Genomic DNA, 26,936 nt, shown 5'->3' on the forward strand with positions numbered 1-26,936 from the left:
CCGACCCGCGTCCCGGATTCCGGGGCGCGGGTCAGTGCGCGTCGGCACCGTCGAGGACGAGCTGGACCTGGGCGTGCAGAGCGTGGGTCAGATACTCGCGCGGATAGAGTTCGGGGCTGGCCGCCGCGTCGAGCGCAAGCCCGTTCGCGGCCGAGAGCAGCAGGGCGGCCCGGGTCTCCGGGTCGGGTGTACCGGCGCGGATCAATACGCGCGCTATGCCCGTGCGGATCGTGAACAGGGTGGCGGTGCGGATGGCGCTCAGCGCGGGGGAGGTGACCGCCCGCACGGCGAACGCCGACATCACGTGCACCTCGCTGCCACGTTCCTCGTCGAGGGGAAGCAGCTGGCTGAGTGCGGAGAACAGGGTGCGCGCCGGATCGATGTCGGGATCGACGTTCGTCAGCCGGTTCAGCACCCGGTCCGAGAGGGTACGGAACGAGTACGCGAGCATCTCGTCCTTGGTCGGGAAATGGTGCTGCACCGCCCCGATCGAGACCCCTGCCTCGTTGGCCACCTCCCGCACGCTCGCCGCGTCGAGACCGTTGCGTGCGGCCACGTCGAGCAGGGCCGCAGCGAGCCTGGTGGGGCTGGTGGTGACGTAGGGGCGCGTGCGCATGGGGAGCACCGTAGCCGAGCTCTCCACCGTACGAACGTACGGGGAGGTGGGAATCACACCCCGCCGGTGAGCTCGTGATCGGAGAGGAAACGGACCGCCACCGTCAGCGCGGCTGCGAACGCCGCTGCGATCCACAGGGCGTGCAAACCCAGTACCCGGTGGGCGAGCGCGCCGAGAACGGCACCCGTCACCAAGCCGCCCCACAGGCCCAGATAGGGCAGCCAGCTCCAGCGCGGACCGCCGAAGAAGGCCGCCGCGATCCGCTGCCCGATCTTGACCAGCGCACCCGTCATGTAGGTGAGGGCGACGGTCGTCTCCCCGTGCCGCCGGAACACCGAGTTCTCCGTTCCCATGGCCAAGGTCATCGCGATCACCGCGACCGGTGTCCGGTCCACGAGGACCGCCGCGGCGGCGATCGTCAGCAACACCGTCACCGTCGCGAGGACCGCGGTCTTGCGGGTCCGCCGGTCTCGGTCGGTCAGTTCCGCCACCACACTGCCGAGGATCACCCCGACCACGAACAGCGCGAGCACGCCGCCGATGAGCGCGACCGTCTGCCACGCACCGTCGGCCGTCCCGACCGCGAAGCGCGTGGAGTTGCCGCTCATGAACGACACGAAGACGCCGCCCAGGGTGATGAAACCGAGGGCATCGATGAACCCCGCGAGAGAGGACAGCGCGATCGCGAGTCCCTGCAACTGCCTGCCGTAACCGACCACCAGACGATAGTAGGAACCGTTCCTGCCGGACGCCGACGATGTCGGCTCCCGGATACTTACGCGGTGTAACGACCGGGCGTGGTGGGCGCGATGAACAAGGGGAGCCGTCCGGCGCCGTCGTTCTCAGGAGTTCCCTCGATGTCCTTGCCCCGCTTGTCGTCCCGGCTGTCCGTGCTCGTCGTCGCGACGGTCGCGGGTCTGACCCTCACCGGTTGCGATTCGACCACCGAGGACACCTCCGTCGCTCCGGCGGCGACCTCCGAACGGTCCCCGGCACCGAGCTCCGATACCCCCACGACGACACCGTCCCCCACCACGACGCGTCCCACTTCGGCGACCGCGCCGGGTCCCGCTGCGTCCAACCCGGCAGCGTCGGCGGATTCGTCGGAGGCCCTGGCCCGGCTGGCGACCCTGCCCGTCAAGGGGCGCGCGCCCAAGACCGGGTACAGCCGCGACCTGTTCGGCCAGGCGTGGAGTGACGACGTGTCGGTGGAGTTCGGGGGCAACGGCTGCGACACCCGCAACGACATCCTGCGACGCGACCTGGTCGACATCGTCTACCGGCCCGGTACCCGCGATTGTGTCGTGGCGTCGGGAACGTTGAACGATGTGTACACCGGCACGACGATCGCGTTCACCCGCGGACAGGACACCTCGACCGCGGTGCAGATCGACCACGTCGTCGCGTTGTCGGACGCGTGGCAGAAGGGTGCACAGCAGCTCGACGCGGGCACCCGGGCCGATTTCGCGAACGACCCGCGCAACCTCCAGGCCGTGGACGGGCCGACCAATCAGCAGAAGAGCGACGGCGACGCCGCGACCTGGCTGCCTCCGAACCGCGCGTACCGCTGCACGTACGTCGCGCGGCAGATCGAGGTCAAGGCGATCTACGGCCTGTGGGTGACGCAGGCCGAGCACGACGCGATGGCGCGCGTCCTCACCGAATGCGGAGGTGGGTCTCCCGCAGCTGCACCCGCTCCCGCACCCACCACGACGACGCGACCGGCGCCCGCACCTGCGCCCGCACCCGCACCCGCACCCGCGCCGGCTCCGGCACCTGCGCCCACCCCCGCGGAACCGGCCCCTGCTTCGGCGGACGTGTATTACGAGAACTGCGCGGCGGCCGGGGCCGCGGGAGCTGCACCGCTGTATGTGGGAGAGCCCGGCTACCGGCCGAAGATGGACGGTGACGGGGACGGCGTCGCCTGCGAGTAGCGCGCCGCAGCGTCTGCGAGTAGCGCGCCGCAGCGTCTGCGAGTAGCGCGCCGCAGCGTCTGCGAGTAGCGCACCGCAGCGTCTGCGAGTAGCGCACCGCAGCGTCTGCGAGTAGCGCACTGCCGCGATCTTCCGGTCAGCTGAAGCGGTCGGTGAGATTGCGGCGCATGCGGTGCAGCTCGCGAAGCTGGGCGCCCAGCCGCTCGACCTCGGCGTCGAACCGGCGCGCCCGGTCCACGGCCCCCACCCGGTGTTCGGCGAGGGCCTTCTGTTCGGTCTTCTCGATGGCTGCGGACACCTCGTCGATCTCCCGGTCCAGCATCTCCACCCAGACCGAAGCCTGCTCGTGATCGGCGTCGCCGGCGAGCGGGAAATTGTCGTCCGCGGTCACGAGACGCATCGTGCCCGAGATCGGCCCGGTACGCGAACAGGGGAACCGGAAAAGCAGAAACCCCGTGGGACGCTGTGCGCCCCACGGGGTTCCGTGGCGGAGGATAGGGGATTTGAACCCCTGAGGGCGTTAACCCAACCCGCGTTCCAGGCGAGCGCCATAGGCCACTAGGCGAATCCTCCGTGGGGAAGCATACCGAATGGAGACCCCAACTTGCCAAACGAGCACGTCGCACCCTGATTCCGGGGGTGCTGCGGGGGTGGTTCGCCGCCGGGGCGCTCGTTCCTCTACACTTGCCGATGGATCCCGCGCGGCGCGCATCCTGTGAACTCCCCCAGGGCCGGAAGGCAGCAAGGGTCAACGGGCTCTGCCGGGTGCGCGGGGTCCTCTTAATTTCCGCCGATGCCCGTGTCGCCGTGCACGGTGAAAGGTCCCTCCGCATGCCTACGCAGACCCAGTACGGGTTGATGAGCCATGAGGAACTCGTTGCAGAGCACGAGCGCCAGTCCGCCAACTACGAACGGTTGAAGTCGGAGAAGCTGACGCTGGACCTGACCCGCGGCAAGCCCTCGCCCGAGCAGCTCGACCTCTCCGCGGAGTTGCTGTCGCTGCCGGGTGCCGACGACTTCCGCGACGGCAACGGCACCGACACCCGCAACTACGGCGGCCTCACCGGCCTGCCCGAGCTGCGCGCGATCTTCGCCGAGCTGCTGAACATCCCGGTCGAGAACCTCATCGCGGGCAACAATGCGAGCCTCGAGATCATGCACGATCTCGTTGTCTGGTCGCTGCTGCACGGCACCGTCGACTCGCCGCGCCCGTGGTCGCAGGAGTCGGTCGTCAAGTTCCTGTGCCCGGCGCCCGGCTACGACCGGCACTTCGCGATCACCGAGTCGCTCGGCATCGAGATGATCCCCGTGCCGCTGCGCGAGGACGGACCCGACGTGCGGTTCATCGCCGATCTCGTCGCGAACGACCCGCAGATCAAGGGCATGTGGGCCGTGCCGACCTACTCGAACCCCACCGGCGCGGTGTACTCCGAGGAGGTCGCCCGCGAGCTGGTGTCGATGCCGACGGCCGCTCCCGACTTCCGCATCTTCTGGGACAACGCCTACGCGGTGCACCCGCTCACCGAGCACCTCGCGCCCGCGATCGACATCCTCGGTCTGGCCGCGCAGGCCGGTCACCCGAACCGCGTGTTCGCGCTGGCGTCCACCTCGAAGATCACCTTCGCCGGTTCGGGCGTGAGCTTCTTCGGCAGCTCCACCGAGAACCTCACCTGGTACCAGAAGCACCTGGGCATCAAGACCATCGGCCCCGACAAGGTCAACCAGCTGCGTCACCTGCGTTTCTTCCGCGACGCCGAGGGTGTTCGTGCCCATATGGCCAAGCACCGCGAGATCCTCGCGCCGAAGTTCGCGCTCGTGCGTCGCATCCTCGAGGAGCGTCTCGGCACGTCGAAGGTCGCGTCGTGGACCGAGCCCGAGGGCGGCTACTTCATCAGCCTCGATGTCGTCGAGGGCACGGCGGCCCGCGTCATCGCCCTGGCGAAGGAAGCGGGTATCGCGCTGACGGGTGCCGGTTCGGCGTTCCCGTACAAGAAGGACCCCGAGGACAAGAACATCCGACTCGCGCCGAGCTTCCCTTCGCTCGGCGAGCTCGAGAAGGCCATGGACGGTGTCGCGACCTGCGTGCTGCTGGCCGCGGCGGAGAAGGCGCTCGCCAACAAGTAGTGCGCAGGTAGGTACGCAACGCGAGGACGAGGCTCGCAACATCGGCAGTCACTGCCGGCGTTGCGAGCCTCGTTTCTTTGTTGCGTGCCTCCGCCGACAAGAATGTGCACTCCGAGTGTGAGTTTGTTCCCAACCTGTGGATAAAGTTGTGCACAACACGTGGACGGGCGGTGGACAACTCGGATCGGCCCTGTTCGGGGCATTATCGGTGTCCGCCGTCACCACGACTTGCTTTCCCCGACCGACCTGACATACTCGCTGGTCAGGGTCGCCGCATACCGTGCGGCGGGTTCGGAAGTGGTGAGTGTGATGGAAAACCGCGCTCTCGTGAATTCCGGAGTCGGCGCATCGGCCGTCGGATCTGTCACGGGGTGTCTCGGTGTGCTGAAGGTGTTCCTCCTGGCGCTCGACATCGAGGCGGCGCCCGAGACGCCACCGCGGGTCCCACCCGTCGAGAAGGTGGAGCCCTTCCTGCCGGCACGCATCGCCGAGCAGCCCGAGACGGACCACGGAGTGCGTCCGCCGTGCCTGCTCGCGTTCCGGCACGTCGTCGACCCGACACGACCGGAGATCTCGTTCGGTGCGTCGACGGGGTCGCTGCGTGAGGCGCCGGACGCGACCAGACCGTATGTGGGACACCCCGCGACGTGCGTGTCGCTGTGGGACGTCCCCGGCCACGGTCTCGTCCTGGCGCTGGAATCGCTGTCGGACCACGGTTCCCCGCTCGTCGACTGGCGCAGCGACCCGCTGCAGGACCGCGAGGGCGCCGGTCTGCGCCCGGTGCTCGGTGAGTTCCTCGCGCCCTTCGAACTGACCGCCGACGCCTGCCTGAACGACGTCTTCCCCGGACTGAACAGGCGGTTGTGCGCGCCGACGACCTATCGACCCCTGCACGAACTCGTCGTCCACCGCCACCGGGGAGTCGGCGATCGCGAGGTCGCCGAGGGCATGGTCGTGGAGGTGGTCTCGAGCGGCGGCGAACGCGTCCGCTCGCTCGTCGACGGCCCGCGCATCGGACCGGAGGCCCGCGCCGCGGCACGGTCCTGGGGTGTGTTGTGGAAGTGGGACCGGGTTCCGCTGGTGGACCGGCCCGTGCAGCCGGGGGCCGCCATCGCCGTGCGGGAGGACTCCGGTGCGGTGCTGTTCGACCTCGAGGCCACCGCCCTCGGCAGCGACTATGTCGGGCACGGCACCCGCGAGATGATCTACGGGCTCATCCCGTGGGTGGCGGTGCGGGCACGGGCCTCCGCCGACTACTGGACGACCATGGAGCATCTGCGCCACCCCGACGGGCTCGATGGCGATCGGCTGGCCACGGTCCTCGACGACATCGCGATCATGCAGGCGCGCCGGATGGAACGGGCCCTGCTGCGCAAGGAATCGATCCACGACGACCGGTTCCACTCGTGGACGCAACCCACACAGCTGCGAGCACTCATGGCCGGCCGGGTCGCCGACGAGTTGGCCGAACTCGACGCGGAACTGTCCGAGGCCGTGGACGTCGTCGAGCACGCCCTGTTGCGCAGTGCGGAGTTGCGCGGTGCGAGGCACACTCGCCTGGCCCAGGGCTGGTCCGCGGCGGCCTCGGTCATCGCCGTCGTGGCGTTGTTCGCCGCCCTGGCCGCCGTTCCGGCAACGTCACAACCGACGCTCTTCCCGCACTGGCTGCATGCTCTGACCACGTCGATCGCGCTCACCCTGGGCATCGTGATCGCGGTGGTCGTGTGGCGCCGCCCCTGACGTGCAGGGCATGATCGTCTGCATGTCATCGACGCTGAATCTGGTCGGAGATCCCGACGCCGACGCACTGCTGGCCGAGAACCCGCTGGCGCTTCTCATCGGCATGCTGCTCGACCAGCAGGTGGCGATGGAGGTCGCGTTCGCGGGACCGAAGAAACTTGCCGACCGTCTCGGCGGTCTCGACGTGTACCGCATCGCGTCGGCCGACCCCGACGAGTTCGTCGCGGTGTGCGCGCAGCAACCGGCCGTCCACCGGTTCCCCAAGTCGATGGGACAGCGGATCCAGGCGCTGTGCGCGGCGATCGTCGAGGACTACGACGGCGATGCTTCCGCACTGTGGACGTCCGGCGACCCGGACGGCAAGGAAGTGCTGCGGCGGCTGAAGAAGCTGCCGGGCTACGGTGACCAGAAGGCACGTATCTTCCTGGCGTTGCTCGGCAAGCAGATGGGGGTGCGACCCGAGGGCTGGCGGGAGGCCGCCGGCGATTACGGGCACGAGGATGCGCGCCGGTCGATCGCCGACGTCGTCGACGAGCAGTCGCTGCGCGAGGTGCGCGAGTTCAAGAAGTCGATGAAGGCAGCGAAGAAGTCATGAGACGCGTCGTAGCAGTGTGCGGCGCCGCCGTCGCCTTCGCCGCGGGAACCGGGGGCGTGGCCGCGGCCGGCGGGGGAGACGACCGGGTCGTCCTCCGGCCCGGCGACGGGATCGTGTTCTCCGCGGAGCCGACACCGGGTTGGTGTTCCGTGGCGGCGGTCGGGCACGACGACGCGGGTCGTCTCGTCGCGATCACGGCGGGGCACTGCTACCGGACGGGATCGTCGCCCGTCTGGAAGGTCGACGAGCAGCACCGAGGGCCGGTCGGAACCGAAACGGACGTCGCGAGTACGGGTTCGGTCGATCAGCTGGGATTCCCCACCGACGAGATCGCCGACTACGCGGTGGTCCTGCTCGACGAGACCCGCGTGCGGGGATCGAACACGTCGGTACCCAACGATCGGGGAGAGCGTGTCGTGCTCGAATCGGTCGCGGCGTTCGGCGAGGGCGAGGTGTCGGTCGGAACACAGTGCGCGGCAGGGCGAAGCACGTCGGTGGCCTGCGCGACCGGCGATGTGCGGGTGGAGGGGAACCTGATGTCGTCGCCGCTGCTCATGCGGCCGGGCGACTCCGGCGGGCCGCTCGTGCGTGCCGAGACGGGCGAATGGATGGGACTGTCGGTGGGCTATCGGTTCCCGCAGACCGCGGTCTCCGACGACCGGCAGGTTCCCGACACGAGGTTCGCCGCCTACCAGCGGGCCGACCGGATCCTTGCCGAGATCGACGCGCGCGACGGGATCGGCTCGGGGTTCCGTCTCGTCGACACCCCCTGACCGATCCCGCCGGCGTTACCGTCAGAGCTTGTCGAAACGCGGAATCAGATGTTCGGCAACGTTCTTCGCCTCGTCGATGAGCGGCCATCCGGCGAGGATGAGGGAGGTCAGTCCGGTCGCGTCGCGCAGGGTGCGCACGTGGCCGGTGATCTCGTCCGGGTCGCCGACATAGTAGACGGCCGACGATCCCGTGGCGAAGATGTCCAGCGGTGACCACGCGGTGATGCCCGCGTAGAGGCCGTCGCCGAGATACAGGTCCTCGGGTTCGGGCAGCTTGCCGGCATTGATGGTGTCGACCCAGCCCTGCCGCTGCGCGTCGCGCGCGGTGAAGGTCTTCAGATCCTGCTTGCCGTGCGTGCGGCGCCGCACCGCGTTGTCGAGCACGTCCTGGATCTGCTCGATGCCGGCCTTCTCGAACAGCGACCGGAACCGCTCGAGTGCCTCCTCCCGGTTCGGACGCACGATGACGCCGGACAGGGCGCCGAAGTCGGTGTACTCGCGGCCCTCTGCTGCAGCGGATTCGCGTGCGGCGGTGAACTTCTCCGCGACGAACGAGGTCTCGCGCAGCATGATCAGGTAGGCGTCGAGCACCTTGCCGGCGTTCTGCAGACCGGCGGGGGAGTCGCCCGTTCCCCACAGCGGCACCGAGTGGTCCGCAGGAGCATCGATGCGCAGCGGGGTGTTCGGGAAGTTCGACGCGGTGCCCTCGGCATAGATACGCCGGAACTCCGCCCAGTACTTCTCGCCGAGCTCGTACCGGCGGTCGTGCTCGACGTTCATGTCGTACTTGGTGAGGATGTTCTCCCGGCCGTTGACCGAGTTGATCATCAGGCGACCACCGCTGAACGCGTCGAAGGTGAGGGCCTTCTCGGCGAGCAGTCGCGCGGGCGTCATGTTCGCGTAGATCGCGACGAGGAACTTCATCCGGCTGGTGTGCGCCGCAGCCCAGGTCGCCGAGATGAAGGGGTCGTTCGGCCAGGTCGCGACGAGCGCACCTTCGAAGCCGCCGTCGTCGATGGTCTTCGCGAGCTCGATCTGCCGCTGCCCGTCCACCGGGTACAACCCGCCGGGGCTCCAGGGGTAGTCGCCGTCGGCCTGGGTGAGATACCAGAAGGTCTTGATGGGCATTACTTCGTGTCCTTCGAGGGGAGTTCGAACGGTTCGACGCGGGCGCGGGCGCGCAGCATGTCGGCGTCCACGGCGAACAGGGCGTCGAGATAGGCGACGGCGAACGAACCGGGGCCGGTGGAGTTCTCCTCGGCGATCTCGGACGCCACGGCGACGTGCGCGTGGGCCGCCGCGAGGCCGACGAGAGGGGTCTCCGCAACCGCGAGATAGGCCGCGACGAGTCCGCCGAGGGAGCATCCGGTGGAGGTCACGCGCGGCAGCATCGCGCTGCCACCGGCGATGCGCAGTCCGACGATCCCGCCGTCGCGGTTGCGTCCGACGAGGTAGTCGACGGGACCGGAGGCCGATACGGCGTCGGCGCGGTCGAGCAGCGCGAGCGCCGCGGGCACGGCGGCTGCGGCCTCGTCGGCGCTGTCGACGCCGCGCGTGTCACCACCCAGACCGGCCAGCGCGATGATCTCGGAGGCGTTGCCGCGGATCGCGGTGGGACGGAACTTCAGCAGGTCGGCGGCGAGCGAGGTGCGCCACGCCAGTCCGCCCACTCCCACGGGGTCGAGGACCCACGGGGTGCCGGCGTCGTGCGCGGCCTCGGCCGCGCGGGTGAAGGCCACCGAGGTCTCGTCGAAGGGGGTGCCGAGGTTGACGAGCACTCCACCGGCGATGCGCGCGAAATCACCTGCCTCGTGGGCGTTGTCGATGTGCGCGTTGCTGGCGCCCGCGGCGAGCAGCACGTTGGTGAGGAAGTTGGCCGAGACGATGTTGGTCAGCGAGTGCACCAGCGGCGTCTGCGCGCGCAGGGCGTCGAGGGTGACGGCGAGATCGTCGACGGTGGGGGTCGTGGTCACGGAAGATCCTGTCGGGAAGGAGGGGAGGGGACGAAACGGGTCAGGATCGCGGACATCGCATCATGCGTCGCCCTTCCCTTCTCCGAGTGTCCGCATGGGGAGTGCGGGGTCGGCCGTCCACTCCTCGAGGGATCCGTCGTAGACGGCGATGTCGTCGTGGCCCGTCCGGACCAGTGCGAGCGCCACCAGGCACGCCGAGACGCCGCCGCCGCAGTAGAGGATCAGAGGCCGGGAGGTATCGGCGAGGGCTTGGTCGGCCGACTCGGCGATCCGCTCGGTGCTCCGCAGGACGCCGTCGGCGAGCAGGCTCTTGGCCGGTAGGTTCCGGCTCCCGCTGATGTGCCCGCGGCGCGCGTAACGAGTGGTGGCGGTGCCTGCGAACTGCTCGGCGTCGAGCGCGCAGACGAGGGTGCCCGGTGCATCGCCGGACACCACGGCGAGCACGTCGTCGCGATCGCGCCACAGGCCGTGGTCGGGCAACCCGGTCCGGGATGTGGTGGCGCGGCGCTCGGCGGCGTCACCGGTCTCCACGGGTAGGTCGAGCGCGGTCCAGCGGGCGAAGCCGCCGTCGAGGACGCGGGCGGAGACACCGATGTTGCGCAGCATCCACCACAGCCGGGACGCCCAGGTCATGCCGCCGTCGTCGTAGATCACGAGGTCGGTCTCGGGGGCCACGCCGAGTTCGGCCAGGGCCGCCGCGAGGGCGTCGGGGGTGGGGCGGGAGAAGTGCAGGTCGGTGTCGGGGGCGCTGAATCCGCCGAGTAGGTCGGCGTGCACGGATCCCGGGATGTGCGCGGCGCGCCAGGTCGCGTAGCCGGATTCCGGTCGGTAGTCGCCGTCGAAACGGGGCTTCGGAAAGGTGACCGTGGCGTGCAGGACCGTGTGGGCGCCGGGGTCGCTCGAGAGCTCTTCGGCGCTGATCAGCACCTGTTCGTCCCGGAATGCCGCCTCGGTCACGCGTTGGGTCCTCTCGTCGTGTTCGAGGAGCGACGCTAAACGACGAATAACGTATACGCAAGTATTCGTACGTTGACGGTGGCATAATCGGCGCACGTGAACGGCACGCCTACGGAGGGTGTAGATGACCGAGCAGGACGCGACGGCCGAGCTGGAGAGCTCTCTTCTCGTCGAATCGCCCACCGGGCGCGACGACCAGACCTCCAAGCAGTACCTGCGCCTGCGCTCGGACATCCTCGCGGGGAAGTTCCCGCGCGGCGCCGCTCTGCACGAGACCCAGCTCAGCGAGACCTACGGGGCGTCACGCACCCCGATCCGTGAGGCGCTCAACTGGCTCGCGCACGACGGTCTGCTCGAGCGGGCGAGTCGCGGCTTCCGGGTGCGTTCGGGCACCCCCGAGGACGTCATCGAGATCTATGCGGCGCGCGTCGCGCTCGAATCCGAGGCGGCCGGCGCCGCGGCGATCCGGCACACCGATCTCGACATGGCCCGGCTCGAGCGGCTGCACGATTCGTGCTGCTCCGCCACCGACGACGCCGCGGTGCGCATCGGGAATTTCCGGTTCCACGAGGCGTTGTGGCAGGCCGCGCACAACTCGACGATCATGGCGTTGCTCGTGCGGCTGACCACTCAGCTGCGGATCTACGACTCCGGGCCGCCGTCCAACTACGGCGAGCCCGATCTGCTCAACCGGGAGCACGCGCAGATCCTCGACGCGTTGCGGGCGCGGAACGAGTCCGCGGCCCGCGAGCACATGCGTGCTCATCTCGAGCGCAGCCGCGAGCAGCGCATCCGTCTCTTCGCCCGCGGCTGAGCCCTCACTCCTGATCGGACGTGTCGACGTCGCCGGCGAGGATCCGGTAGAGGGATTTCTTGGCTTCGATGAGGACCGCGTGTGCCGCGGCGACCTCGGCGTCGGAACCGCTCATGGCGACCGACCGAGTCGCGACCTGCAGTTCGCGCAGTGCGAGTCGCAGGTCGGGGGCGTCGGAATCGGGATCGTGACCGGCGAAGGGGTCGATGAGTTCGTTCCCCGGATCGTCGATGTACGTGCGGCCCGCATCCGTCAGTGAGACGAGCTTGCGTCCGCCCTCCTTCTCGACCGTGACGAGTCCTTCGTCCTCGAGCTGGGAGATCGTCGGATAGATCGCGCCGGGGCTGGGGCGCCAGGCGCCGCCCGTCCGTTCTGCGATCGCTTCCATGAGCTGGTAGCCGTGCATCGGCTCGGTGCCGAGCAGGCGCAGGACTGCCGCGCGGACGTCGCCTCGTTGTGCTCGGCCGCGTCGTCCTCCCCGCGGGCCTCCGCGTCCCCGTCCGCCGCCATCGCGGTGCGGGCGGAAGCCGGGTTCGTCGTCGTGCGGATGGTGTCCGCGACGGCGGGGTCCGTCGGCGCGGAACGGGCCACCGGGGAGATTTCGATCGTGCATGGCGCGGCGACGGCCGCGGGGATGTTCGTGGGTTCGCATCTGTGCGTCTCCTTCTTTGTCGATACGATCACGATAGATCTCGATATATCGTTAGCGCAAGAGTGGTCTCGGCCACAAATGTCGACGGACCGACCTCCGTGCATGTCGGGAGCCGCCGGTACGCTCGGCGCGTGGCTCTGTACCGGAAGTATCGACCTGCGACCTTCGCGGAGGTGGTGGGGCAGGAGCACGTCACCGTGCCCCTCAGCACGGCGCTCGACACGGGCCGCATCAACCACGCCTACCTGTTCTCGGGTCCTCGTGGATGCGGCAAGACGTCCTCGGCCCGAATTCTCGCCCGCTCGCTCAACTGCGAGACCGGCCCCACGTCCACGCCGTGCGGAACGTGCCGGTCGTGCGTGTCGCTCGGCCCGGGCGGTGGAGGCAACCTCGACGTCACCGAACTCGATGCCGCGAGCCACGGCGGTGTCGACGACACCCGCGAACTCCGCGACCGCGCGTTCTACGCTCCGGCCGAGTCGCGCTACCGCATCTTCATCATCGACGAGGCGCACATGGTCACCACGCAGGGCTTCAACGCCCTGCTCAAGATCGTGGAGGAGCCGCCGGAGCACCTCATCTTCGTCTTCGCGACCACCGAGCCCGAGAAGGTGCTGCCCACCATCCGGTCGCGCACGCACCACTATCCCTTCCGGCTCCTCGCTCCCACGGCGATGCGGGGTCTGCTCGAGCAGATCTGCGGCCAGGAGAACGTGCCGGTCGAGGACGCGGTCTATCCGCTGGTCATCCGTGCCGGCGGTGGATCCCCCCGCGACTCGCTGTCGGTGATGGACCAACTCCTCGCCGGTGCCGGCCCCGAGGGCGTCACCTACGAGCGCGCCCTGTCGCTGCTCGGCGTCACCGATGTCGCGCTCATCGACGAGGCCGTCGATTCGCTCGCGGCCGGCGACGGCGCGGCGCTGTTCGGCACCGTCGAGAAGGTCATGGACGCCGGGCACGACCCGCGTCGCTTCGCCGTCGACCTCCTCGAACGCCTCCGCGACCTCATCCTCATGAAGTCCGTCCCCGACGCCGCCGAGCGCGGACTCGTCGACGCACCCGGCGACGTCCTCGAGCGGATGCGCGACGAAGCGACCCGCCTGGGCCCGGCCACCCTCACCCGCTACGCCGAGATCGTGCACGCCGGGCTCGGTGAGATGCGCGGGGCGACGTCGCCGCGTCTGCTGCTCGAGGTGATGTGCGCGCGCATGCTGCTCCCCGCGGCATCCGACGCGGAAACCGCTGTCCTGCAACGCCTCGAACGACTCGAGCAGGGCATCGTCGCAGCCCCGGCGGGAGGTGCCGCACCGAAGCCGGTAGCGGCACCCGCCGCGCCGCCCATCTCGCCCGACGAACCCGCGGCACGTTTCCAGCGTCCCTCCCAGCGCCGCGCAGCGGAGGCGGCGCCTGCCGCACCGTCCAACGAGACTGCTCAGCCTCGCGAGACTGCTCAGCCGCAGCCGGAAGTGCCTGCTCAGCAGGCCCCTGTCCAGCAACCCCCTGCCCAGCAGGCGCCGGTGCAGCCCGAACCGGCCCAGCCGGCACCGGCCCCGACACCGCCTCCCGCAGCAACGCAACCTCCCGCCGTCCCGGAGGTGCCGCAGCCGCAGAGCGCGCCCGACGAGGTTGCCGCGCAGGAGGTTCCGCCGCCCGCTCCCGAGGAACCGGCCACTCCCGAACCCGAGCCCGAACCCGCCCGCGCGACAGGCGGTCCCGACGCAGCGCAGATGCGAGGTGTGTGGTCGGAGGTGCGCGCGAAGGTCCGCGAACGCAGCCGCACCGTCGAGGTGATGCTCTCGGGCGCCACCGTGCGGTCGGTCGACGGCACCCGGGTCGTGCTCGTGCACGACTCCGCTCCGCTCGCGAAGCGACTCGCCGACGCGCGCAACGCCACGGTCATCGCCGATGCGCTGAAGGCGGTGTTCGGTGGAGAGTTCGAGGTCACCTGCGTCCACGGGTCCGCTGCTGCGGAGGCACCTGCCAGAACCCCGGCGCCCGAGAAGAATTCGCGTCCGGCGGGTCAACCGCGTTTCTCCCGGCCGAGCCAGGCGAAGAACGCCGCTGCGCCCGCACCCGTCGAAACCCCCGCCCCGCCGCAGCGACCGGCTGCCGCACCGTCGGCTGCCCCGACGTTCACGCGTCCGTCCGCGGAGAGCGTCGACGACATCCCGCCGCCCGAGGCCCCCGATCTTCCCGACGATCCGGGCCCCGGCTACGACGGGCCGCCGCCCGACCCGTCGCAGATGACGGAGGCGGACGTCGAGGAGATGTTCGCCGAGGCCGCCACGCCCGGCGACCCGTCGACGCGCCGCGATCCGGAGGAAGTCGCGATCGAGCTGCTCAAGGACGTGCTGGGAGCGAAACCGCTCGACGAGAAGTAGTCCCGGGCCCCTGGTGTTGCCGACGAGCGATGTCAGCTCTGCGCGGTGTCTCCGTCGGCGCGGTCCGTCGTGAGTTCGTCCCAGGTCGCATCGACCGCGTCGGCGAGTTCGCTGTCGGTAGGCACGAGTTCGCGGATGGGTTCGGGCAGGGTGTCGTAGGTGTAGTTCGCAACCGCCAAGGGAGCGGTCGTGCCCGCGAGCGAATAGCGCACGACGTTGTCGTTGCGCCCCGCGCACAGCAGGATCCCGATGGTCGGTGCGTGCCGATCCGCGACTCGCAGGTTTGCGTCCACCCAGGAGACGTAGAAACCGAGTTTGCCGGCGTATTCGGGCTCGAACCGGCCGATCTTGAGCTCGACCACCACGAAGCGCGACTGAATCCAGTTGAAGAAGAGCAGGTCGATGTAGAAGTCGTCGTGGTCGACGGTGAAGTGGTACTGGCGGCCGACGAACGCGAACCCGTGCCCCAGTTCGAGGAGTACCTGTTCGAGGCGTGTCATCAGTGCCGCTTCGAGTTCTCGTTCCGCGGCCCGCTCGTCGAGATCGAGGAAATCGAAGATGTACGGGTCGCGGACGAGTTGCTGTGCGAGGTCGGAGTCCTGTGGAGGAAGTTGGTCCGGAAAATTCGACGGCGCGGCACCTACACGGCGATGTAACTGCCCGGCGATCTGATGGGTCAGAACGTGACGCGACCACCCGTGTTCTGCTGCGCGCGCGGCGTACCAGTCGCGAAGCTCTCGGTTGTCGAGCTTGTCCAGAAGTACCGTCACATGTCCCCATGGCAATTGTGCAACAGGCTGTTGCACTATTTCCTGGGGCCAGGCGTCCGCGAAGGACCGCATGTAGAAGAGATTGCGGCGTGAGAGACCGCGCATGTGTGGAAACTCGGAGCGCAGGTCCCTGGCCAGTTGGTCGACGACCTTCGATCCCCAGCCGTGTACACGTTGACGCTCGAGAAGGGAGTGCCCGAGCGTCCAATACAGGATCAGCAGTTCGGTATTCGCGGCGCGTGTAGCCCGTAGACGCGCTCGACGAACCTGTGCTTCGAGTTCGTCCAGGAACTGCGGATAGTCCTCGGGAAGCCCGACGGTCTTTTCGGTCACGGCCACATGGTGCCCTCGGGATACGACAGAAATACGAATGCCGCCCTCGTCATGGCCGGCAATCGAAGGGTGCCGTCGCATCGCGGTCACCCGGCGGTTCGTATCTGCTGCCGACGGGTATCGCCTCATCATGAACCTGCACGAACTCCTGCGCGCCGTCGAATCCTTCGACGCTGTGGATCGGCCCGCCGAGCGCATCGCGCAGCGCATACGGCGAGTCCTCGACGGCTCCGTCGTCGACGACCTGCTCCGAGGTTCCTGGCTCGGACATCCCGTCCATCCGCTCCTCGTCACCGTCCCGATCGGGTCGTGGGTGTCCGCGGCGGCGTTGGACGCGCTGCCCGGGCAGCGCACCGCGTCCCGGCGACTCGTCGCGTTGGGACTGGGCGCGGCCGTCCCGACGATCGTCACCGGATACACCGACTTCTCCACCCTGGAGGATGCCCCTCAGCGCAGGGTCGGCGCGGTGCACGCCGTGTCCAATGCGATCGGGGTGATCTGCATGGCGACGTCCTATCGCGCGCGACGTGCCCGTCACGACCGGGCGGGGACGATATGGACTTTGATCGGTCTCGGCGCCGTCGGTGTCGGTGGTGCCCTCGGAGGCCATCTCTCCTACGCCCAGGGTGGCGGAGTGTATCGGTGGCAGCGACCGTCCGAGAGTGTCGATCTTGCAGCCGAACTCGAGGACATCGGCGCGAGGAGCTGAGCGTTCGTCCCCGAGGTTCACAACCCACAGATGAGGCTCACAACCCTGATGGTCGACCACCAGGATTGTGAGCCTCGTTTCTCGGTTGTGGACCTCCGTCTATCCGCGGACGGCGGTCAGCGCGATCTCGAGCGGTGCCCCACCGGGCAGGGTGTGGACGCCGACGGCGGTGCGGGCCGGTAGTGCGTCCACACCGAGTTCGCGTTCGATCACGTCCGACGCGCCGTCCGCGACCACCGACAGATCGACGAAACCGGGCGCGCTCGCGACGTAGACGACCATCTCGACCGGCCGGAACGACGTGCCCTCCGGCAGCGTCGCGCGAATCGCCGCCAGCGCGTTGCCCACCGCGACGACCGCGGCGGCCCGGGCCTGTTCGACGGTGACCTCCGCACCGACCCGTCCGGTGAAGATCAGTTCGCCGTCTCGACGCGGTGTCATGCCCGCTGTGCGGACGGTGTCGCCGGCCAGCACGGCCGGGACGTACCGACCCTGCGGACGCGGTGCAACAGCAGCTGCAGGATCAGAGGACACCCAGAGCCACCCCCTCCTGTCGTGGATCGCTGCCGCCGGAGAGCACTCCGCGGTCGTCGATCGAGATCACCTGCGCGCTGCCCTCGGCACCCAGCGGTTCGAGGACTTCCACCTGGTGGCCGAGTTCGCGCAGTTCGTCGCACACGCCGTCGGCGACGTCGCCTTCGATCCGCAACGCGGTCGGTTCGCCGAGCACATCGGCGTCCGATCCCGGGAAGACGGTGAAGCGCGGCGCCGAGACCGCTTCCTGGGGGTCGAGACCGTGGTCGAGCAGGTGCGACAGCAGCTGCATGTTCCACTGCACCTGCCCGTCGCCGCCGGGTGTGTTGCCCACATGCCGCAGCTCGCCCGCCGAATCGGTGACGATCCACGCGTTGAGCGTGTGCAGGGGCTTGCGGCGCGGCGCCACCTCGTTCGGATGGCCGTCGATCAGGTAGGCACCGCGACCGAGCCGGTTGTTGAGCACGATGCCCGTCCCGGGCACCGTGAGCTTCGCTCCGAAGGTGAACGCCAGCGAATGGATGAACGACACCGCCCGCCCCTCGACGTCCACGGCGACGAACGACGTCGTGTCCCCGGCGGAGACGGTGAACGCCTCGGCCGGTGCACGCCCGTCGATCCGTGCGCGACCCGCTGCGATGTTCGCGGGATCGAGCACCCGTGCGACCCCGTCGTTGTCCGACGAGCACCAGCGGAGCCTGTCTTCGAAGGCGGCGGTGGCCGCGCGGGCCATGCGGTCGATCGACGCCGCACCGAGCACGGGGTGGGTCCCGAGTGCGTCGTCGCACAGGGCGGCCTGGTGCAGCACCATCCATCCCGGTGTGGGGAGGGGGGTCTGGTGCAGGACGTGCCCCGCATAGCTGCCGGTGAGCGCCGCCTCCGCGTCCACCGACGCCCCGGCCTGCCATTCGTCACCGCTGAACGGTGCTCCGCCCCCCTGCAGCGCAGCCACGCAGCGTTCGGCGAGCGTGCCGGTGTAGAACGATCCCGGATCCTCGGCCAGGGCACGGATCGTGCGGGCCAGGTCGGGCTGGGGAAGCACGTCGCCGAGGCGCGGGACCCGGTCGCCCGGTGTGTACACCGAGGCGAGTCCGGTGTCGCCGCGGATCGCATGCAGGGCGGTCTGTACGTCGGTCCGGGTCTTCGCCGAACACGGCAGACCGCTCTCGGCGATCCGGGCTGCCGGTGCCCACAGTTCGGGCAGCGACCTGCTCGCTCCCCGCCGGTGCAGTGCGGCCAGCGCGGCGGGCGCGCCGGGGACGGCGACGGCGAGCGCCCCGTCGAGGGGGATCGCGTCGAGTCCCCGTTCCCGGTAGAAATCCGGTGTGCCGCCGTCGGGTCCGTAACCACTGCCGTTGACGGTCCACACCGACCCGTCGGGCTCGCGGACCACGGCGAACGCGTCGCCGCCGATGCCGCACTGCCCGGGCAGGGTCAGCCACGTGACCGCTGCCATCGCCAGGGCCGCGTCGACGGCGTTGCCGCCGTCTTCGAGGACGCGGACCCCGGCGAGGCTCGCGAGCGGATGACTCGACGCGACCATGCCTCCGGTCGCGAGCGTCGCCGGTCGTGTCGCGCGCCGCGTCATGCCGACCGCATCCGACGTCGACGGGGTCCTTCCGGCGGCTCGGCGGGGTCGATCCCGACGAAGATCTCGCCGTCGCGTTCCTCGCACGGATAGGTCTTGATGGGCTCGGTGGCCGGCGGGCAGATCGGCTCACCGGTCTCGAGGTCGAATGCGCTTCCGTGGCAGGAGCATCCGATGCCGTCCTGGACGAGCTTGCCGGACGACAGCAGGCAGTCGAGGTGTGAGCAGTAGTTGGACGTCGCGTACGCTTTGCCGTCCAGTCGGGAGATGGCGAACTCGTAGTCCTCGGCGTAGAACCGGCGGACGATGCCTTCGGGCACCTGCCCGGATCGGGCCACTCGCTTGAACTCCATGGTCTTTCCTCCAGGCTTGTCGAGGGTCGGTGTCGCCGGTCAGGCGTCGGGGGACAGGTAGACGGTCTTCTCGGACTGGTAGAACTGCATGAGCGTGGGGCCGGCCTGTTCCTTGAAGGTCTGCGTGCTCGACTGCTTGTAGCCGCCGAACGGCGCGTTCATGGCCATTCCCGTGGTGGGCTGGTTGACCTTCACGAGCCCGGTCCGCGACCCGGCGATGAAACGCTGTGCGGCGGAGAGACTCCGGGTCACGACGGAGGCGCTGAGCCCGAAGGCGGTGTCGTTCGCCAGGGCGAGTGCCTCGTCGAAGGAGCCGGCGCGCTGGAAGGCCAGGACCGGGCCGAAGATCTCGTCGGTGAGCAGGCGCATCCCCGGGGCGGTGTCCGCGAAGATCGTGGGCCGCACGAAGAATCCGTCTCGCAGCGCGTCGTCCTCGCACCGCCCGCCGCCGCACACGAGCCGTGCGCCTTCGTCCGTGCCGATGGTGACGTACTCGAGGAACTTGTCGAGCTGACCGCGACTCGCGAGCGGGCCGACATCGACGGCGGCACCCGAACCCGGTCCGACCCGCAGGGCGCGGGTGCGTTCGGCGACCTTCTCGAGCAGTTCGTGGTAAATCGCGTCGACGGCGACGACCCGGCTGGTGCCGGTGCACGCCTGGCCCGACAATCCGAAGGCGCCCTTGACGATCAGTGCGGCCGCCGCGTCGAGGTCGGCGTCGTCCAGGACGACGACGGGGTTCTTACCGCCCATCTCCAGCTGTACGCGCCGGTCGGGGCCGACGCTGCGGTGGATGGCGCGTCCGACCTCGGTGGACCCGGTGAAGGTCACCGCGGCGATCCGCTCGTCGCCGGACACCGCCGCACCGGCCTTGCCGTCGCCCTGGACCAGCGCGATCGCGCCGGCGGGCAGGCCACCGGCGAGCAGGGCCTCGACGAGTCGCTGACCCATCAGTGGGGTGATCTCGGACGGCTTGAACAGTACCGTGTTGCCGGCGGCGAGCGCGGGCCCGAGCTTGCGGGAGGGGATGTTGAGCGGGAAGTTCCACGGCGTGATCGCACCGACGATCCCGATCGGTTCGCGCACGGTGTAGATGGTCGTGGAGCCCGGTGCCGGGAAGGTCGCACCGGTGGCGCGCAGTGCCTCGCCTGCGTAGAAGCGCAGGTTCATGGGGGTGCGGCTCACCTCCATCGACGCCTCGACGCGGGTCTTGCCCTCTTCGCGGATGAGTTCGTCGACGAGTTCGGCCGAGCGTGCGGCGAGATGGTCGGCGGCTGCCTCGAGGATCGCGGCGCGACGCTCGGGCGGGGTGGCGGCCCATTCGGGTGCGGCCTTGTCGAGCGCGTCGACGGCGTTGCGGACGTCGATGGCGTCGGAGTCCGGGAAGGTGCCGATCAGGTCGGTCTCGTCGGCGGGGTTGCGGCGTTCGAAGACCGCGCCGGAGGCGGTCGGTACCCAGTTGCCGTCGATGTGGTTCAGTCCGGTGATCGTCATGCGGGCTCGACCTCCTCGTACATCTCCCACAGATCGGTGTCCTCGTCGGCGAGCAGCGCTGCGTCGACCCTGCGGCCGACGAGTTCGCGGGCCGCCATGATGTCCTCGCCGCGGTCCATCGCGAAGGCCGCGGTCAGAACGTCGCCGGCGAGGTAGAAGACCGAGAACTCTCCGCTGTCGGTGTCACCGCGGACGACGAGTTCGGTTGTTCCGGACGCCGATCCGGCGAACTGAATGTTGGTGTCGTACTGATCGGACCAGAACCAGTGCGGGTCGTCGGAGAGCGACTGCCGTCCGACGATCGTGTCGGCGACGACCGCGGCCTGGCGGTTCGCGTTGTCGAAGTGTTCGACGCGCACGTGCCGGCCTTCACGGGGGGAGAACCGCTTCGCGACATCGCCTGCCGCGTAGATGTTCTCGACCGAGGTGCGCCCGGTGGCGTCGACCACGATCCCGCCGTCGACGGCGAGTCCGCTCGCCGCCGCGATGTCGGTGTTGGGGACGATCCCGATGCCGACGACCACGGCGTCGGCCTCGACGACCCCGCCGGTGGTGGTCTCGATCCGCACACCGCGATCGGAAGTGGTCACCGACGCGACGCCCGTGCCGGTGCGCAGGTCGACACCGTTGCGGCGGTGTAGATCGGCGCAGTGCCGGCCGACCTGCTCGCCGAGGATGCCTCCGAGGAGGTGCTCGGCCTGTTCGAGGACCGTCACCGTCACGCCGAGAGATCGTGCGGTCGCGGCGATCTCGAGTCCGATGAAGCCGCCGCCGACGATCGCGAGGCTCGAACCCGGGGTCAGACGGGCTGCGAGGGCGGTCGCGTCGTCGAGAGTGCGCAGGTAGTGGACGAGATCGGGCCGGGAACCGGTGGTGGCGAGGGTGCGGGGGCGTCCGCCCGTGGCGAGGACGATCGCGTCGGCGGCGATCTCGCCGCCGTCGAACTCGACCGTGCGGGTCGCGGTGTCGATGCGCTGCACCGACACACCGGTACGGATGTCGATGTCGTTGGCGTCGAGCCATTTCCGGGTCAGTAGTGCGAGGGAATCGACTCCTTCGCGGCCCGCGAGGAATTCCTTCGACAGGGGTGGGCGCTGGTAAGGGGCGTGCTGCTCGTCGCCGAGCAACACGATGCGTCCGTCGAAGCCGCGGCGACGCAGGGTGCGTGCGGCGACGGCGGCGACCTGGCCGGCGCCCACTGTGACTACGGTGCGAACGGTCATGCCGTGCACTCCTTTCCGGATGCGGCCGGTGCCGGACGCGGGGTGGGGTCGACGAGGACGGTCTCGTCGCGCACGAGGACGGGATAGACCGGCTGGCAGAGGTCCTGGTCCTCTTCGTATCCGGTCTCGAGATCGAAGCGCCACTGGTGGCCGGGGCAGATGACCCGGCCGTGCAGGAGCGTGCCCTTCACGAGCGAACGGTCCTGATGGATGCACAGGTCGGCGAAGGCGTAGATGCGGTCGTTCGCATGGAACAGTGCGATCGCGAGGCCGTCGACCTCCACGCGGAGTTTGCGGCGGCGGGTCACCTCTTTCACCGTGGCGACGGCGACCCAGGTCGGGGACTCCGCGGCGGTGTCGGTGCCGGCGGTCCCGCTGCCCATGATTTCGGTGGACATGCTTCTCCTTCGCTCGTGTGCGAGAGCGGGAGCGGAAGCCGCGAGCGACTTCCGCTCCCGCGCATCGGATCAGGCGGACGCCAGCTCCAGATCGGGGGCGACGTACGTGTCGTACAGGCCCTTCGTGTACGAGAAACGCATCTCCGCTCCCCAGCGGACGAGCTGCAGGCAGCGCTGCTGCAGCTGCGGGGTGTCGGCGCAGTCCAGGACGATCTGGTAGCCGCGCTCACCGTGCACCACGTCCGAGGTGATGTGCAGGTCGAAGAACTCGATCTCGTCCTCGGTGAAGCCGTACACCTCGCGGAGCGGGACGATCTGCTTCTTGTAGATGCTCGGCACCTGGGATTCGAGGCCCACGACCAGGGCGGCGGTGGCGACGACGAAGTGTTCGCGCTGCGACACGGCGTAGCACCAGGCCTGCAGTCCGCGGGTGACCGCGTTCATGTTGTTCGGATCCTCGACGCGCTCCTTGGTGGTGCCGCACGCCTCGGCGAACTTGATGAGCAGGTCGGTGTGCCGGATGTCGGCCAGCTCCTCCTCGTACATGTTCTGGAGGGTGAAGTCCTTGGCGTCGGTGAAGTGATCGGGGGTGTTGGAGTAGATGTTCGCCAGGTAGTCGGCGAAGGGGCCGACGTAGTGGTAGTGGTTCTCGGCCCACCGGGCGAAGTGGTGCTTCTCGAGCTTGCCCTCGGCCCACGCCTTGCTGAACGATGCGTTCTTCGCCTCGCGTCCCTTGATGGCGTCTTCGAGTGCGGCGCGGAATTCGTCGCGTCCGAGCAGTTCGGTCATGATGATGCCTTTCGATGAGGAGGTCGTGCGGGGGATGCGATCAGGCGTTGATCGCGGAGGTCAGGGCTTCGAATTCGGCGATCATGGCGGCGCCGACCGCCTTGTCCTGCTCGCCGTTGCCGCCGCTGATGCCGACGGCGCCGACGATCTGTCCGTCGTAGACGAGGGGGAAGCCGCCGACGAAGATCGCGAACTTCCCGGGGAGCATGTGGCTGATGCCGAACGCTTCGTTGCCGGGGAGGGCGGGTCCGTTGGGACCCTCGTTGAACAGGTGGGTGGCGCGCTCGTGGCCGGCGGCGGTGAACGCCTTCGCCATGGCGATCTCGACGCCGGTGAGGCGGGCGCCGGGAAGCCGGTGCAGAGCAATGACGTTCGCGCTCTCGTCGCAGACGCAGAGGGTCTGCTTCACGCCGATCTCCTCGGCCTTCGCGCGGCCGGCGGCCAGCAGGGGGAGTGCGTCGTCGAGGGTGATGCGGTGGATTCGATGCATTGGTCTCCACTTTCGAAGTCGGGTCGGAGAGTCGGACGATTCCTGGTCCGCGTCGGGATCCGTGTGCGTCCCGCCGATGCCGCGTCGCTGAAGTGTCGGCGGGTGCCGGAGCGGTGGAGCGTTGTGTCCGGCGTGGCTCATTTCTAACAGGGCCGTGCGCCGATGGGGACGGTCAGGATCACCGTCGTTTTCGGGATTCGGTGTACACAGTGCACATGTGTCTGGGACGCATGACTCTGGTATCTGGTGTAGAAAGTGCACACCGCCACGGTGTCGACGGGTCCACCCCCCTCACGGCCCGCCGATGCTCCCGATGGAAGCAGGTCCCCATGGAATCGAGCCCGCGTCTGACAGTCCGAGGACTGCTCGACGAACCGCTCATGGAGGGCGCCCGGGTCGTGGATCGGGAGGCCGATCTCGACCGGGCGCTCACCTGGGTGCTGCCGTTCGGCGAGGTCGTCGGCCGATTCGACGATCTCACCGGCGTCGCCGTGTACATGCGGCCGGAGGCACTGGCGGACAGCGCGCACGCCCTGTCCGCGCTCGCGGCCCGCGACGCGGCGGCTCTGATCGTCGACGGCGCGGTGCCCGCCGGAATGTCCTGGCCGGCGGGACTGGTGGTGATCGAACTCGACCTGCCCGTCGGATTCGCGGCACTCAACCGGTTGCTCGCCGAGCGGTCGCTGATGCAGGAAGTGCACGTCATGCGCTATTCCGCGCACGTGCACTCGACGCTCGCCGGTCTGCTGCACCGCGGCGCGGGACTGAACCTGCTCGTCAAGGAGGTCTCGGCGCTCGCCCAGCATCCGGCGATCGCGCTCGACGCGCGTGGTCAAGCCGTCGCCTTCCACGGCGTGGATGCTGTTCGGGCGGAAGAGATCTCGGAGATCCTGCACAAGCAGCTGTCGACGGTGACGGCCGCGGAGCGTCACGCCCACCACGACACCCGCGTGCTGGAGGAGGTCGTCGGTGGCACACCCTGGACGTGCACGGCGAGCACCATCCGGCTCGGCAAACGGTTCGAGGGCTGGGTGGTCGTTCTCGCCTCGGGTGCGTCTCCCGGGCCGCACGAGCTGGCCCAGCACGCGGTCGTCACCGAACAGGCGACGGCGATCATCGGTTCGGAGATGCTGCGGCAACGCAGCGTCGACGAGGCCGAGGAACGGGCCCGTGGCGATTTCGTGCAGGCGCTGGTGCACGGCAGTTTCACCAGCCAGCACGACATGCAGGCGCGCGCCGAGTACCACGACATCGATCTCACCTCGTCGTTCGCGGTTTTCGTCGCGCCCGGTTACGGGGAGAACCCGGCCGGTCCGGGCGGCGACGAATCCGGTGGACTGTTGCGGTTGGCCCGGTACGCGGCCAGCGTCCTGCCCCACCCGTCGGTGCGCTCGTACGTCACGGTGATCGGCGACGTCCTGGTGGTGGTGCGGTCGCTCCGCTACCGCGACCCGCGCGACGTCGAACTCGAGATCGCCGAGTACGCCGACGCGGTGTCGCAGGACCTGTCCCGCCGACGCGTGCGCCCGGTGCCCGTCGCCCACGGCGCTCCGGCAGTCGGCGCGGACCAGATCCGGGAGAGCTACCGGCAGGCCCGCGTGGCGCTCGGCATCGGGCAGCGGCTCGGGATGTCGGGTTCGGTGGCCTACCGCGACCTGCGGGGTTACGGCGTCCTCGAGTTGGTCGCTGAGACCGATCGCAGCCGCAGATTCGTCGGCGACGTGTTCGGGTCGCTCAAGCCCGGCACCGACCTGTACGACACCCTGCTGGCCTATCTGGCGGCCGGCGGGAACGTCAACGCGGCGGCGCGCGAGTTGTCGGTCCACCGCAACACGATGCTGTCGAAGCTGGACCGGATCTCCCGGGCGATGGGGATGGACGTCCGGCTGCCGGAGAACCAGTTCACGGCCTGGCTCGCCGTCCGCCTCGAGCTTCTCGACCGGCTGCGTACCTCGGTCGAGAACGAGATCAACTACCGCTGAGGGCGGTCGACTCGGAGCCGGTCGCTGCGTGCTCCTCGGGGTCGGCCCCCAGGAACGACGCGGCGAACCCCGCGCACACGACCACGGCGCACACCGCGAAGAGCGGTCCCACCGTCCACGAACCGAGCGCGACGGTCACCCACGCGGCCCCGACAGCCGAGCCGCCGAAGCGGATCAGGTTAAATACCCCCAGACCCGTCCCGCGCTCGCCGGCCGGGGACCGCGTCGAGCCGGCCGCTGCGGGGGTCTGTACGGCGGCGATGCCGGCACCGGTCATCGCCAGGACGGTCGCCACGAGCCACAGCCGCGGTTCGTCCGCCGAGAGGACGACGGCGAGCGCGATCTGACCGACGAGCAGCACCACCAGTCCCGCCCGCAACATGCGCCGTCCGCCGACGCGATCGACGGTGCGGCCGACCACCGGCGCGAGGGCCGCCATGACCGCAGGCAACGCGAACAGGATCGCCCCGGCCGTGGCAGTCGACGCACCCGTCGCGTGCAACCGCAGCGGCACCGCCAGCAGAGCCGCGCCCAGGCAGAACATCTGCGCGAAGGCGGCGGCCGCGCTCCGTGCAAACCTGCTCTCGACCAGCAACCGGACGTCGACGAACGGCACGGCCGCGCGCAGGCAGTGCACGACGAAACCGACCAGTACGACGATCGAGACCGCCAGGGCGATCCCCGCGACGGACGTGGGAACACCCGCTTGCCCGAACATGCTCAGTCCCAGCACGACTCCGGCAGAGCCGAGCGTCAGTGCGATCGCACCGGGCACGTCGAGGGTCATCCTGCGTCCGGGGAAGATCGGGATCCAGCGCAGCGTTCCGGCGAGCCCGATCAGTGCAATCGGGATCATCGGGACGAAAACCCATCGCCAACCCCAATGTCCCGCAACGAAACCGCCGAGGGTGGGGCCGATGGCCTGACCGAGTCCGTTGACGGTGGCCCACGCGCTCACCGCGCGTGCGCGCCGGTGCGCACCGAACAGCCATGCGATCAATCCCATGACCGCGGGGGCGAATGCGGCGGCCGCGACTCCGCCGAGGGCGCGCCAGGCCACGAGGATCTCGAGGGTCGGCGCCGTCGCCGCTCCGGCAGCACAGATAGCGGTGCCGAGCAGGGCACCGCAGTAGACGCGACGCCGACCGTATCGGTCGCCGATGTACCCTGCAAGGGGCATTGTCGCAGCAAAAGTGAGAAGGAATCCGACGGCCAGGAGTGCGCCGTCTTCGAGGCTTGCGTCGAAGTCGGAAAGTATCTGTGGCAGTGGGACATTGATGATGTTGTTGCTCAATGTCCCGACGAGGGTTCCGGCGAGCAGTGCGGACAGGGCCAGGGGAGTGCCCGTATCCGTCTCGGCTGCCGGCGCTGCCGGTGTATCGGTGCGAGTGGTCATCGAACTCTCCGGAACCTCGGGGAACTGCGCGGCACGGTTCGTGCCGTCGAACCACTTTCGCACTGCGCTACCGTCGGATGCATCGCCATCGCGGAGTGAAGGTGCACATCGGATCCGGGGGAACCGGTGCAGGGTGCACATTCGACGACGTCGTGAGGGCGGCGCGGGGCGCGCGACACATGTTCGTAGCAATATTTCACACCGGAGCGCTTCGTCGTCACGAAATCGCAAAAGTGGAACACAGTGCACAACTAGCGTGGCGGGCACTGTGCACCGTTCTCGTTGACCGAGCACGGGCCGTAGCGGAAAGTTCCCCCA

At 69.2% G+C, this 26,936-nt stretch carries 26 protein-coding genes, 1 tRNA gene and 1 other RNA gene; 10 read left to right on the top strand and 18 right to left on the bottom strand.

Annotated elements, in window-relative coordinates; genetic code table 11:
- Window positions 1-31: 31 nt before the first annotated feature.
- Together ACNJ7K_RS17850 and ACNJ7K_RS17855 are read right to left on the bottom strand one after the other, a co-directional pair.
- Entirely contained in the window at window positions 32-616 is a 585-nt protein-coding gene (locus tag ACNJ7K_RS17850) for a TetR/AcrR family transcriptional regulator (protein WP_088899132.1), read from the bottom strand.
- Between the two features lie 53 nt (window positions 617-669).
- Window positions 670-1,335, bottom strand: coding sequence for a YoaK family protein (locus tag ACNJ7K_RS17855; RefSeq protein WP_159416933.1), 666 nt, complete (start codon window positions 1,333-1,335; stop codon window positions 670-672).
- A 138-nt stretch (window positions 1,336-1,473) separates the two neighbouring features.
- Here ACNJ7K_RS17855 and ACNJ7K_RS17860 point away from each other — a divergent pair, with 138 nt between their 5' ends.
- A complete protein-coding gene (locus tag ACNJ7K_RS17860) occupies window positions 1,474-2,550 on the top strand; it encodes a GmrSD restriction endonuclease domain-containing protein (RefSeq protein ID WP_487042016.1) in 1,077 nt (358 codons plus the stop codon).
- A 136-nt stretch (window positions 2,551-2,686) separates the two neighbouring features.
- On the opposite strand, the gene ACNJ7K_RS17865 is transcribed toward ACNJ7K_RS17860, so the two are convergent.
- Together ACNJ7K_RS17865 and ACNJ7K_RS17870 are read right to left on the bottom strand one after the other, a co-directional pair.
- Entirely contained in the window at window positions 2,687-2,950 is a 264-nt protein-coding gene (locus tag ACNJ7K_RS17865; RefSeq protein ID WP_016691009.1) for a hypothetical protein, read from the bottom strand.
- Between the two features lie 85 nt (window positions 2,951-3,035).
- Window positions 3,036-3,123: transfer RNA gene (locus ACNJ7K_RS17870), tRNA-Ser, on the bottom strand.
- Window positions 3,124-3,239: 116 nt separating this feature from the next.
- Here ACNJ7K_RS17870 and ffs point away from each other — a divergent pair.
- The 5 genes from ffs (at window position 3,240) to ACNJ7K_RS17895 (ending at window position 7,782) form a co-directional block, all read left to right on the top strand.
- Window positions 3,240-3,334: signal recognition particle sRNA small type (ffs, locus tag ACNJ7K_RS17875), an RNA gene on the top strand.
- A 47-nt stretch (window positions 3,335-3,381) separates the two neighbouring features.
- Window positions 3,382-4,674 (top strand): aspartate aminotransferase type Ic, encoded by a 1,293-nt coding sequence (locus ACNJ7K_RS17880; RefSeq protein WP_120281153.1) that lies wholly within the window; start codon window positions 3,382-3,384, stop codon window positions 4,672-4,674.
- 381 nt (window positions 4,675-5,055) lie between these two features.
- On the top strand, window positions 5,056-6,414 hold the full coding sequence (locus ACNJ7K_RS17885) for a hypothetical protein (protein WP_230792083.1): 1,359 nt from the start codon (window positions 5,056-5,058) through the stop codon (window positions 6,412-6,414).
- Between the two features lie 22 nt (window positions 6,415-6,436).
- Window positions 6,437-7,009 (top strand): HhH-GPD-type base excision DNA repair protein, encoded by a 573-nt coding sequence (locus tag ACNJ7K_RS17890; RefSeq protein WP_120283876.1) that lies wholly within the window; start codon window positions 6,437-6,439, stop codon window positions 7,007-7,009.
- Window positions 7,006-7,782 (top strand): trypsin-like peptidase domain-containing protein, encoded by a 777-nt coding sequence (locus ACNJ7K_RS17895; RefSeq protein ID WP_230792084.1) that lies wholly within the window; start codon window positions 7,006-7,008, stop codon window positions 7,780-7,782. Before ACNJ7K_RS17890 ends, ACNJ7K_RS17895 begins: the two co-directional genes overlap by 4 nt.
- 21 nt (window positions 7,783-7,803) lie before the next feature.
- Here ACNJ7K_RS17895 and ACNJ7K_RS17900 read toward each other — a convergent pair whose 3' ends face one another.
- The 3 genes from ACNJ7K_RS17900 to ACNJ7K_RS17910 are packed head-to-tail and all read right to left on the bottom strand — an operon-like array spanning window position 7,804 to window position 10,712.
- On the bottom strand, window positions 7,804-8,910 hold the full coding sequence (locus ACNJ7K_RS17900; protein WP_120281156.1) for an LLM class flavin-dependent oxidoreductase: 1,107 nt from the start codon (window positions 8,908-8,910) through the stop codon (window positions 7,804-7,806).
- Window positions 8,910-9,755, bottom strand: a complete 846-nt coding sequence (thiM, locus tag ACNJ7K_RS17905; RefSeq protein ID WP_120281157.1) for a hydroxyethylthiazole kinase — start codon at window positions 9,753-9,755, stop codon at window positions 8,910-8,912. The genes ACNJ7K_RS17900 and thiM overlap by 1 nt, the downstream gene beginning before the upstream one ends.
- Window positions 9,756-9,815: 60 nt before the next feature.
- The gene (locus tag ACNJ7K_RS17910) at window positions 9,816-10,712 is read right to left on the bottom strand and encodes a sulfurtransferase (protein ID WP_120281158.1); all 897 of its coding nucleotides are present in this window, start codon (window positions 10,710-10,712) and stop codon (window positions 9,816-9,818) included.
- Between the two features lie 124 nt (window positions 10,713-10,836).
- Between ACNJ7K_RS17910 and ACNJ7K_RS17915 the strand changes: the two genes are divergently transcribed.
- Window positions 10,837-11,526 (top strand): GntR family transcriptional regulator, encoded by a 690-nt coding sequence (locus tag ACNJ7K_RS17915; RefSeq protein ID WP_060653963.1) that lies wholly within the window; start codon window positions 10,837-10,839, stop codon window positions 11,524-11,526.
- Window positions 11,527-11,530: 4 nt separating this feature from the next.
- Here ACNJ7K_RS17915 and ACNJ7K_RS17920 read toward each other — a convergent pair whose 3' ends face one another.
- Window positions 11,531-12,178 (bottom strand): PadR family transcriptional regulator, encoded by a 648-nt coding sequence (locus ACNJ7K_RS17920; protein ID WP_230792086.1) that lies wholly within the window; start codon window positions 12,176-12,178, stop codon window positions 11,531-11,533.
- A gap of 131 nt (window positions 12,179-12,309) precedes the next feature.
- Here ACNJ7K_RS17920 and ACNJ7K_RS17925 point away from each other — a divergent pair, with 131 nt between their 5' ends.
- Window positions 12,310-14,559, top strand: a complete 2,250-nt coding sequence (locus tag ACNJ7K_RS17925; protein ID WP_230792088.1) for a DNA polymerase III subunit gamma and tau — start codon at window positions 12,310-12,312, stop codon at window positions 14,557-14,559.
- A gap of 32 nt (window positions 14,560-14,591) precedes the next feature.
- On the opposite strand, the gene ACNJ7K_RS17930 is transcribed toward ACNJ7K_RS17925, so the two are convergent.
- The gene (locus ACNJ7K_RS17930; RefSeq protein WP_230792090.1) at window positions 14,592-15,662 is read right to left on the bottom strand and encodes a PDDEXK nuclease domain-containing protein; all 1,071 of its coding nucleotides are present in this window, start codon (window positions 15,660-15,662) and stop codon (window positions 14,592-14,594) included.
- 130 nt (window positions 15,663-15,792) lie between these two features.
- On the opposite strand from ACNJ7K_RS17930, the gene ACNJ7K_RS17935 reads away from it, so the two are divergent.
- Complete coding sequence (locus tag ACNJ7K_RS17935; protein WP_120281160.1) at window positions 15,793-16,371, top strand: DUF2231 domain-containing protein; 579 nt, start codon at window positions 15,793-15,795, stop codon at window positions 16,369-16,371.
- Between the two features lie 99 nt (window positions 16,372-16,470).
- Here the strand turns inward: ACNJ7K_RS17935 and ACNJ7K_RS17940 are convergent, their stop codons facing one another.
- From ACNJ7K_RS17940 to ACNJ7K_RS17975, 8 genes are all read right to left on the bottom strand, one after another.
- Entirely contained in the window at window positions 16,471-16,905 is a 435-nt protein-coding gene (locus tag ACNJ7K_RS17940) for a RidA family protein (protein WP_487042017.1), read from the bottom strand.
- Window positions 16,895-18,493 (bottom strand): gamma-glutamyltransferase family protein, encoded by a 1,599-nt coding sequence (locus ACNJ7K_RS17945; protein WP_487042018.1) that lies wholly within the window; start codon window positions 18,491-18,493, stop codon window positions 16,895-16,897. The genes ACNJ7K_RS17940 and ACNJ7K_RS17945 overlap by 11 nt, the downstream gene beginning before the upstream one ends.
- Window positions 18,490-18,846 carry a Rieske (2Fe-2S) protein gene (locus ACNJ7K_RS17950; RefSeq protein ID WP_006552493.1) on the bottom strand — a complete coding sequence of 119 codons (357 nt, stop codon included), beginning with the start codon at window positions 18,844-18,846 and terminating at the stop codon, window positions 18,490-18,492. The genes ACNJ7K_RS17945 and ACNJ7K_RS17950 overlap by 4 nt, the downstream gene beginning before the upstream one ends.
- Before the next feature lie 39 nt (window positions 18,847-18,885).
- A complete protein-coding gene (locus tag ACNJ7K_RS17955) occupies window positions 18,886-20,340 on the bottom strand; it encodes an aldehyde dehydrogenase family protein (RefSeq protein WP_487042019.1) in 1,455 nt (484 codons plus the stop codon).
- Window positions 20,337-21,563, bottom strand: a complete 1,227-nt coding sequence (locus ACNJ7K_RS17960) for an NAD(P)/FAD-dependent oxidoreductase (protein ID WP_487042020.1) — start codon at window positions 21,561-21,563, stop codon at window positions 20,337-20,339. Before ACNJ7K_RS17960 ends, ACNJ7K_RS17955 begins: the two co-directional genes overlap by 4 nt.
- Window positions 21,560-21,946 carry a Rieske (2Fe-2S) protein gene (locus ACNJ7K_RS17965; protein ID WP_050993526.1) on the bottom strand — a complete coding sequence of 129 codons (387 nt, stop codon included), beginning with the start codon at window positions 21,944-21,946 and terminating at the stop codon, window positions 21,560-21,562. Before ACNJ7K_RS17965 ends, ACNJ7K_RS17960 begins: the two co-directional genes overlap by 4 nt.
- Window positions 21,947-22,030: 84 nt before the next feature.
- Window positions 22,031-22,750 (bottom strand): iron-containing redox enzyme family protein, encoded by a 720-nt coding sequence (locus ACNJ7K_RS17970; protein ID WP_006552489.1) that lies wholly within the window; start codon window positions 22,748-22,750, stop codon window positions 22,031-22,033.
- Between the two features lie 40 nt (window positions 22,751-22,790).
- Window positions 22,791-23,240, bottom strand: coding sequence for a GlcG/HbpS family heme-binding protein (locus ACNJ7K_RS17975; RefSeq protein ID WP_006552488.1), 450 nt, complete (start codon window positions 23,238-23,240; stop codon window positions 22,791-22,793).
- Window positions 23,241-23,569: 329 nt separating this feature from the next.
- On the opposite strand from ACNJ7K_RS17975, the gene ACNJ7K_RS17980 reads away from it, so the two are divergent.
- Window positions 23,570-25,222 (top strand): PucR family transcriptional regulator, encoded by a 1,653-nt coding sequence (locus ACNJ7K_RS17980; RefSeq protein WP_487042021.1) that lies wholly within the window; start codon window positions 23,570-23,572, stop codon window positions 25,220-25,222.
- Here ACNJ7K_RS17980 and ACNJ7K_RS17985 read toward each other — a convergent pair.
- Window positions 25,209-26,681 carry an MFS transporter gene (locus ACNJ7K_RS17985; RefSeq protein WP_487042022.1) on the bottom strand — a complete coding sequence of 491 codons (1,473 nt, stop codon included), beginning with the start codon at window positions 26,679-26,681 and terminating at the stop codon, window positions 25,209-25,211. The genes ACNJ7K_RS17980 and ACNJ7K_RS17985 overlap by 14 nt on opposite strands.
- Between the last annotated feature and the right edge of the window lie 255 nt (window positions 26,682-26,936).

This window comes from Rhodococcus shunpengi (assembly GCF_048381395.1).
Taxonomy (GTDB): Bacteria; Actinomycetota; Actinomycetes; order Mycobacteriales; family Mycobacteriaceae; genus Rhodococcus.

Coding starts and splice junctions, on each gene's coding strand:
- ACNJ7K_RS17850 (WP_088899132.1), bottom strand. CDS start 616: ATGCGCACGCGCCCCTACGTCACCACCAGCCCCACCAGGCTCGCTGCG.
- ACNJ7K_RS17860 (WP_487042016.1), top strand. CDS start 1,474: ATGTCCTTGCCCCGCTTGTCGTCCCGGCTGTCCGTGCTCGTCGTCGCG.
- ACNJ7K_RS17865 (WP_016691009.1), bottom strand. CDS start 2,950: ATGCGTCTCGTGACCGCGGACGACAATTTCCCGCTCGCCGGCGACGCC.
- ACNJ7K_RS17880 (WP_120281153.1), top strand. CDS start 3,382: ATGCCTACGCAGACCCAGTACGGGTTGATGAGCCATGAGGAACTCGTT.
- ACNJ7K_RS17890 (WP_120283876.1), top strand. CDS start 6,437: ATGTCATCGACGCTGAATCTGGTCGGAGATCCCGACGCCGACGCACTG.
- ACNJ7K_RS17895 (WP_230792084.1), top strand. CDS start 7,006: ATGAGACGCGTCGTAGCAGTGTGCGGCGCCGCCGTCGCCTTCGCCGCG.
- ACNJ7K_RS17900 (WP_120281156.1), bottom strand. CDS start 8,910: ATGCCCATCAAGACCTTCTGGTATCTCACCCAGGCCGACGGCGACTAC.
- ACNJ7K_RS17915 (WP_060653963.1), top strand. CDS start 10,837: ATGACCGAGCAGGACGCGACGGCCGAGCTGGAGAGCTCTCTTCTCGTC.
- ACNJ7K_RS17920 (WP_230792086.1), bottom strand. CDS start 12,178: ATGCGAACCCACGAACATCCCCGCGGCCGTCGCCGCGCCATGCACGAT.
- ACNJ7K_RS17935 (WP_120281160.1), top strand. CDS start 15,793: ATGAACCTGCACGAACTCCTGCGCGCCGTCGAATCCTTCGACGCTGTG.
- ACNJ7K_RS17945 (WP_487042018.1), bottom strand. CDS start 18,493: ATGACGCGGCGCGCGACACGACCGGCGACGCTCGCGACCGGAGGCATG.
- ACNJ7K_RS17950 (WP_006552493.1), bottom strand. CDS start 18,846: ATGGAGTTCAAGCGAGTGGCCCGATCCGGGCAGGTGCCCGAAGGCATC.
- ACNJ7K_RS17955 (WP_487042019.1), bottom strand. CDS start 20,340: ATGACGATCACCGGACTGAACCACATCGACGGCAACTGGGTACCGACC.
- ACNJ7K_RS17960 (WP_487042020.1), bottom strand. CDS start 21,563: ATGACCGTTCGCACCGTAGTCACAGTGGGCGCCGGCCAGGTCGCCGCC.
- ACNJ7K_RS17965 (WP_050993526.1), bottom strand. CDS start 21,946: ATGGGCAGCGGGACCGCCGGCACCGACACCGCCGCGGAGTCCCCGACC.
- ACNJ7K_RS17970 (WP_006552489.1), bottom strand. CDS start 22,750: ATGACCGAACTGCTCGGACGCGACGAATTCCGCGCCGCACTCGAAGAC.
- ACNJ7K_RS17975 (WP_006552488.1), bottom strand. CDS start 23,240: ATGCATCGAATCCACCGCATCACCCTCGACGACGCACTCCCCCTGCTG.
- ACNJ7K_RS17980 (WP_487042021.1), top strand. CDS start 23,570: ATGGAATCGAGCCCGCGTCTGACAGTCCGAGGACTGCTCGACGAACCG.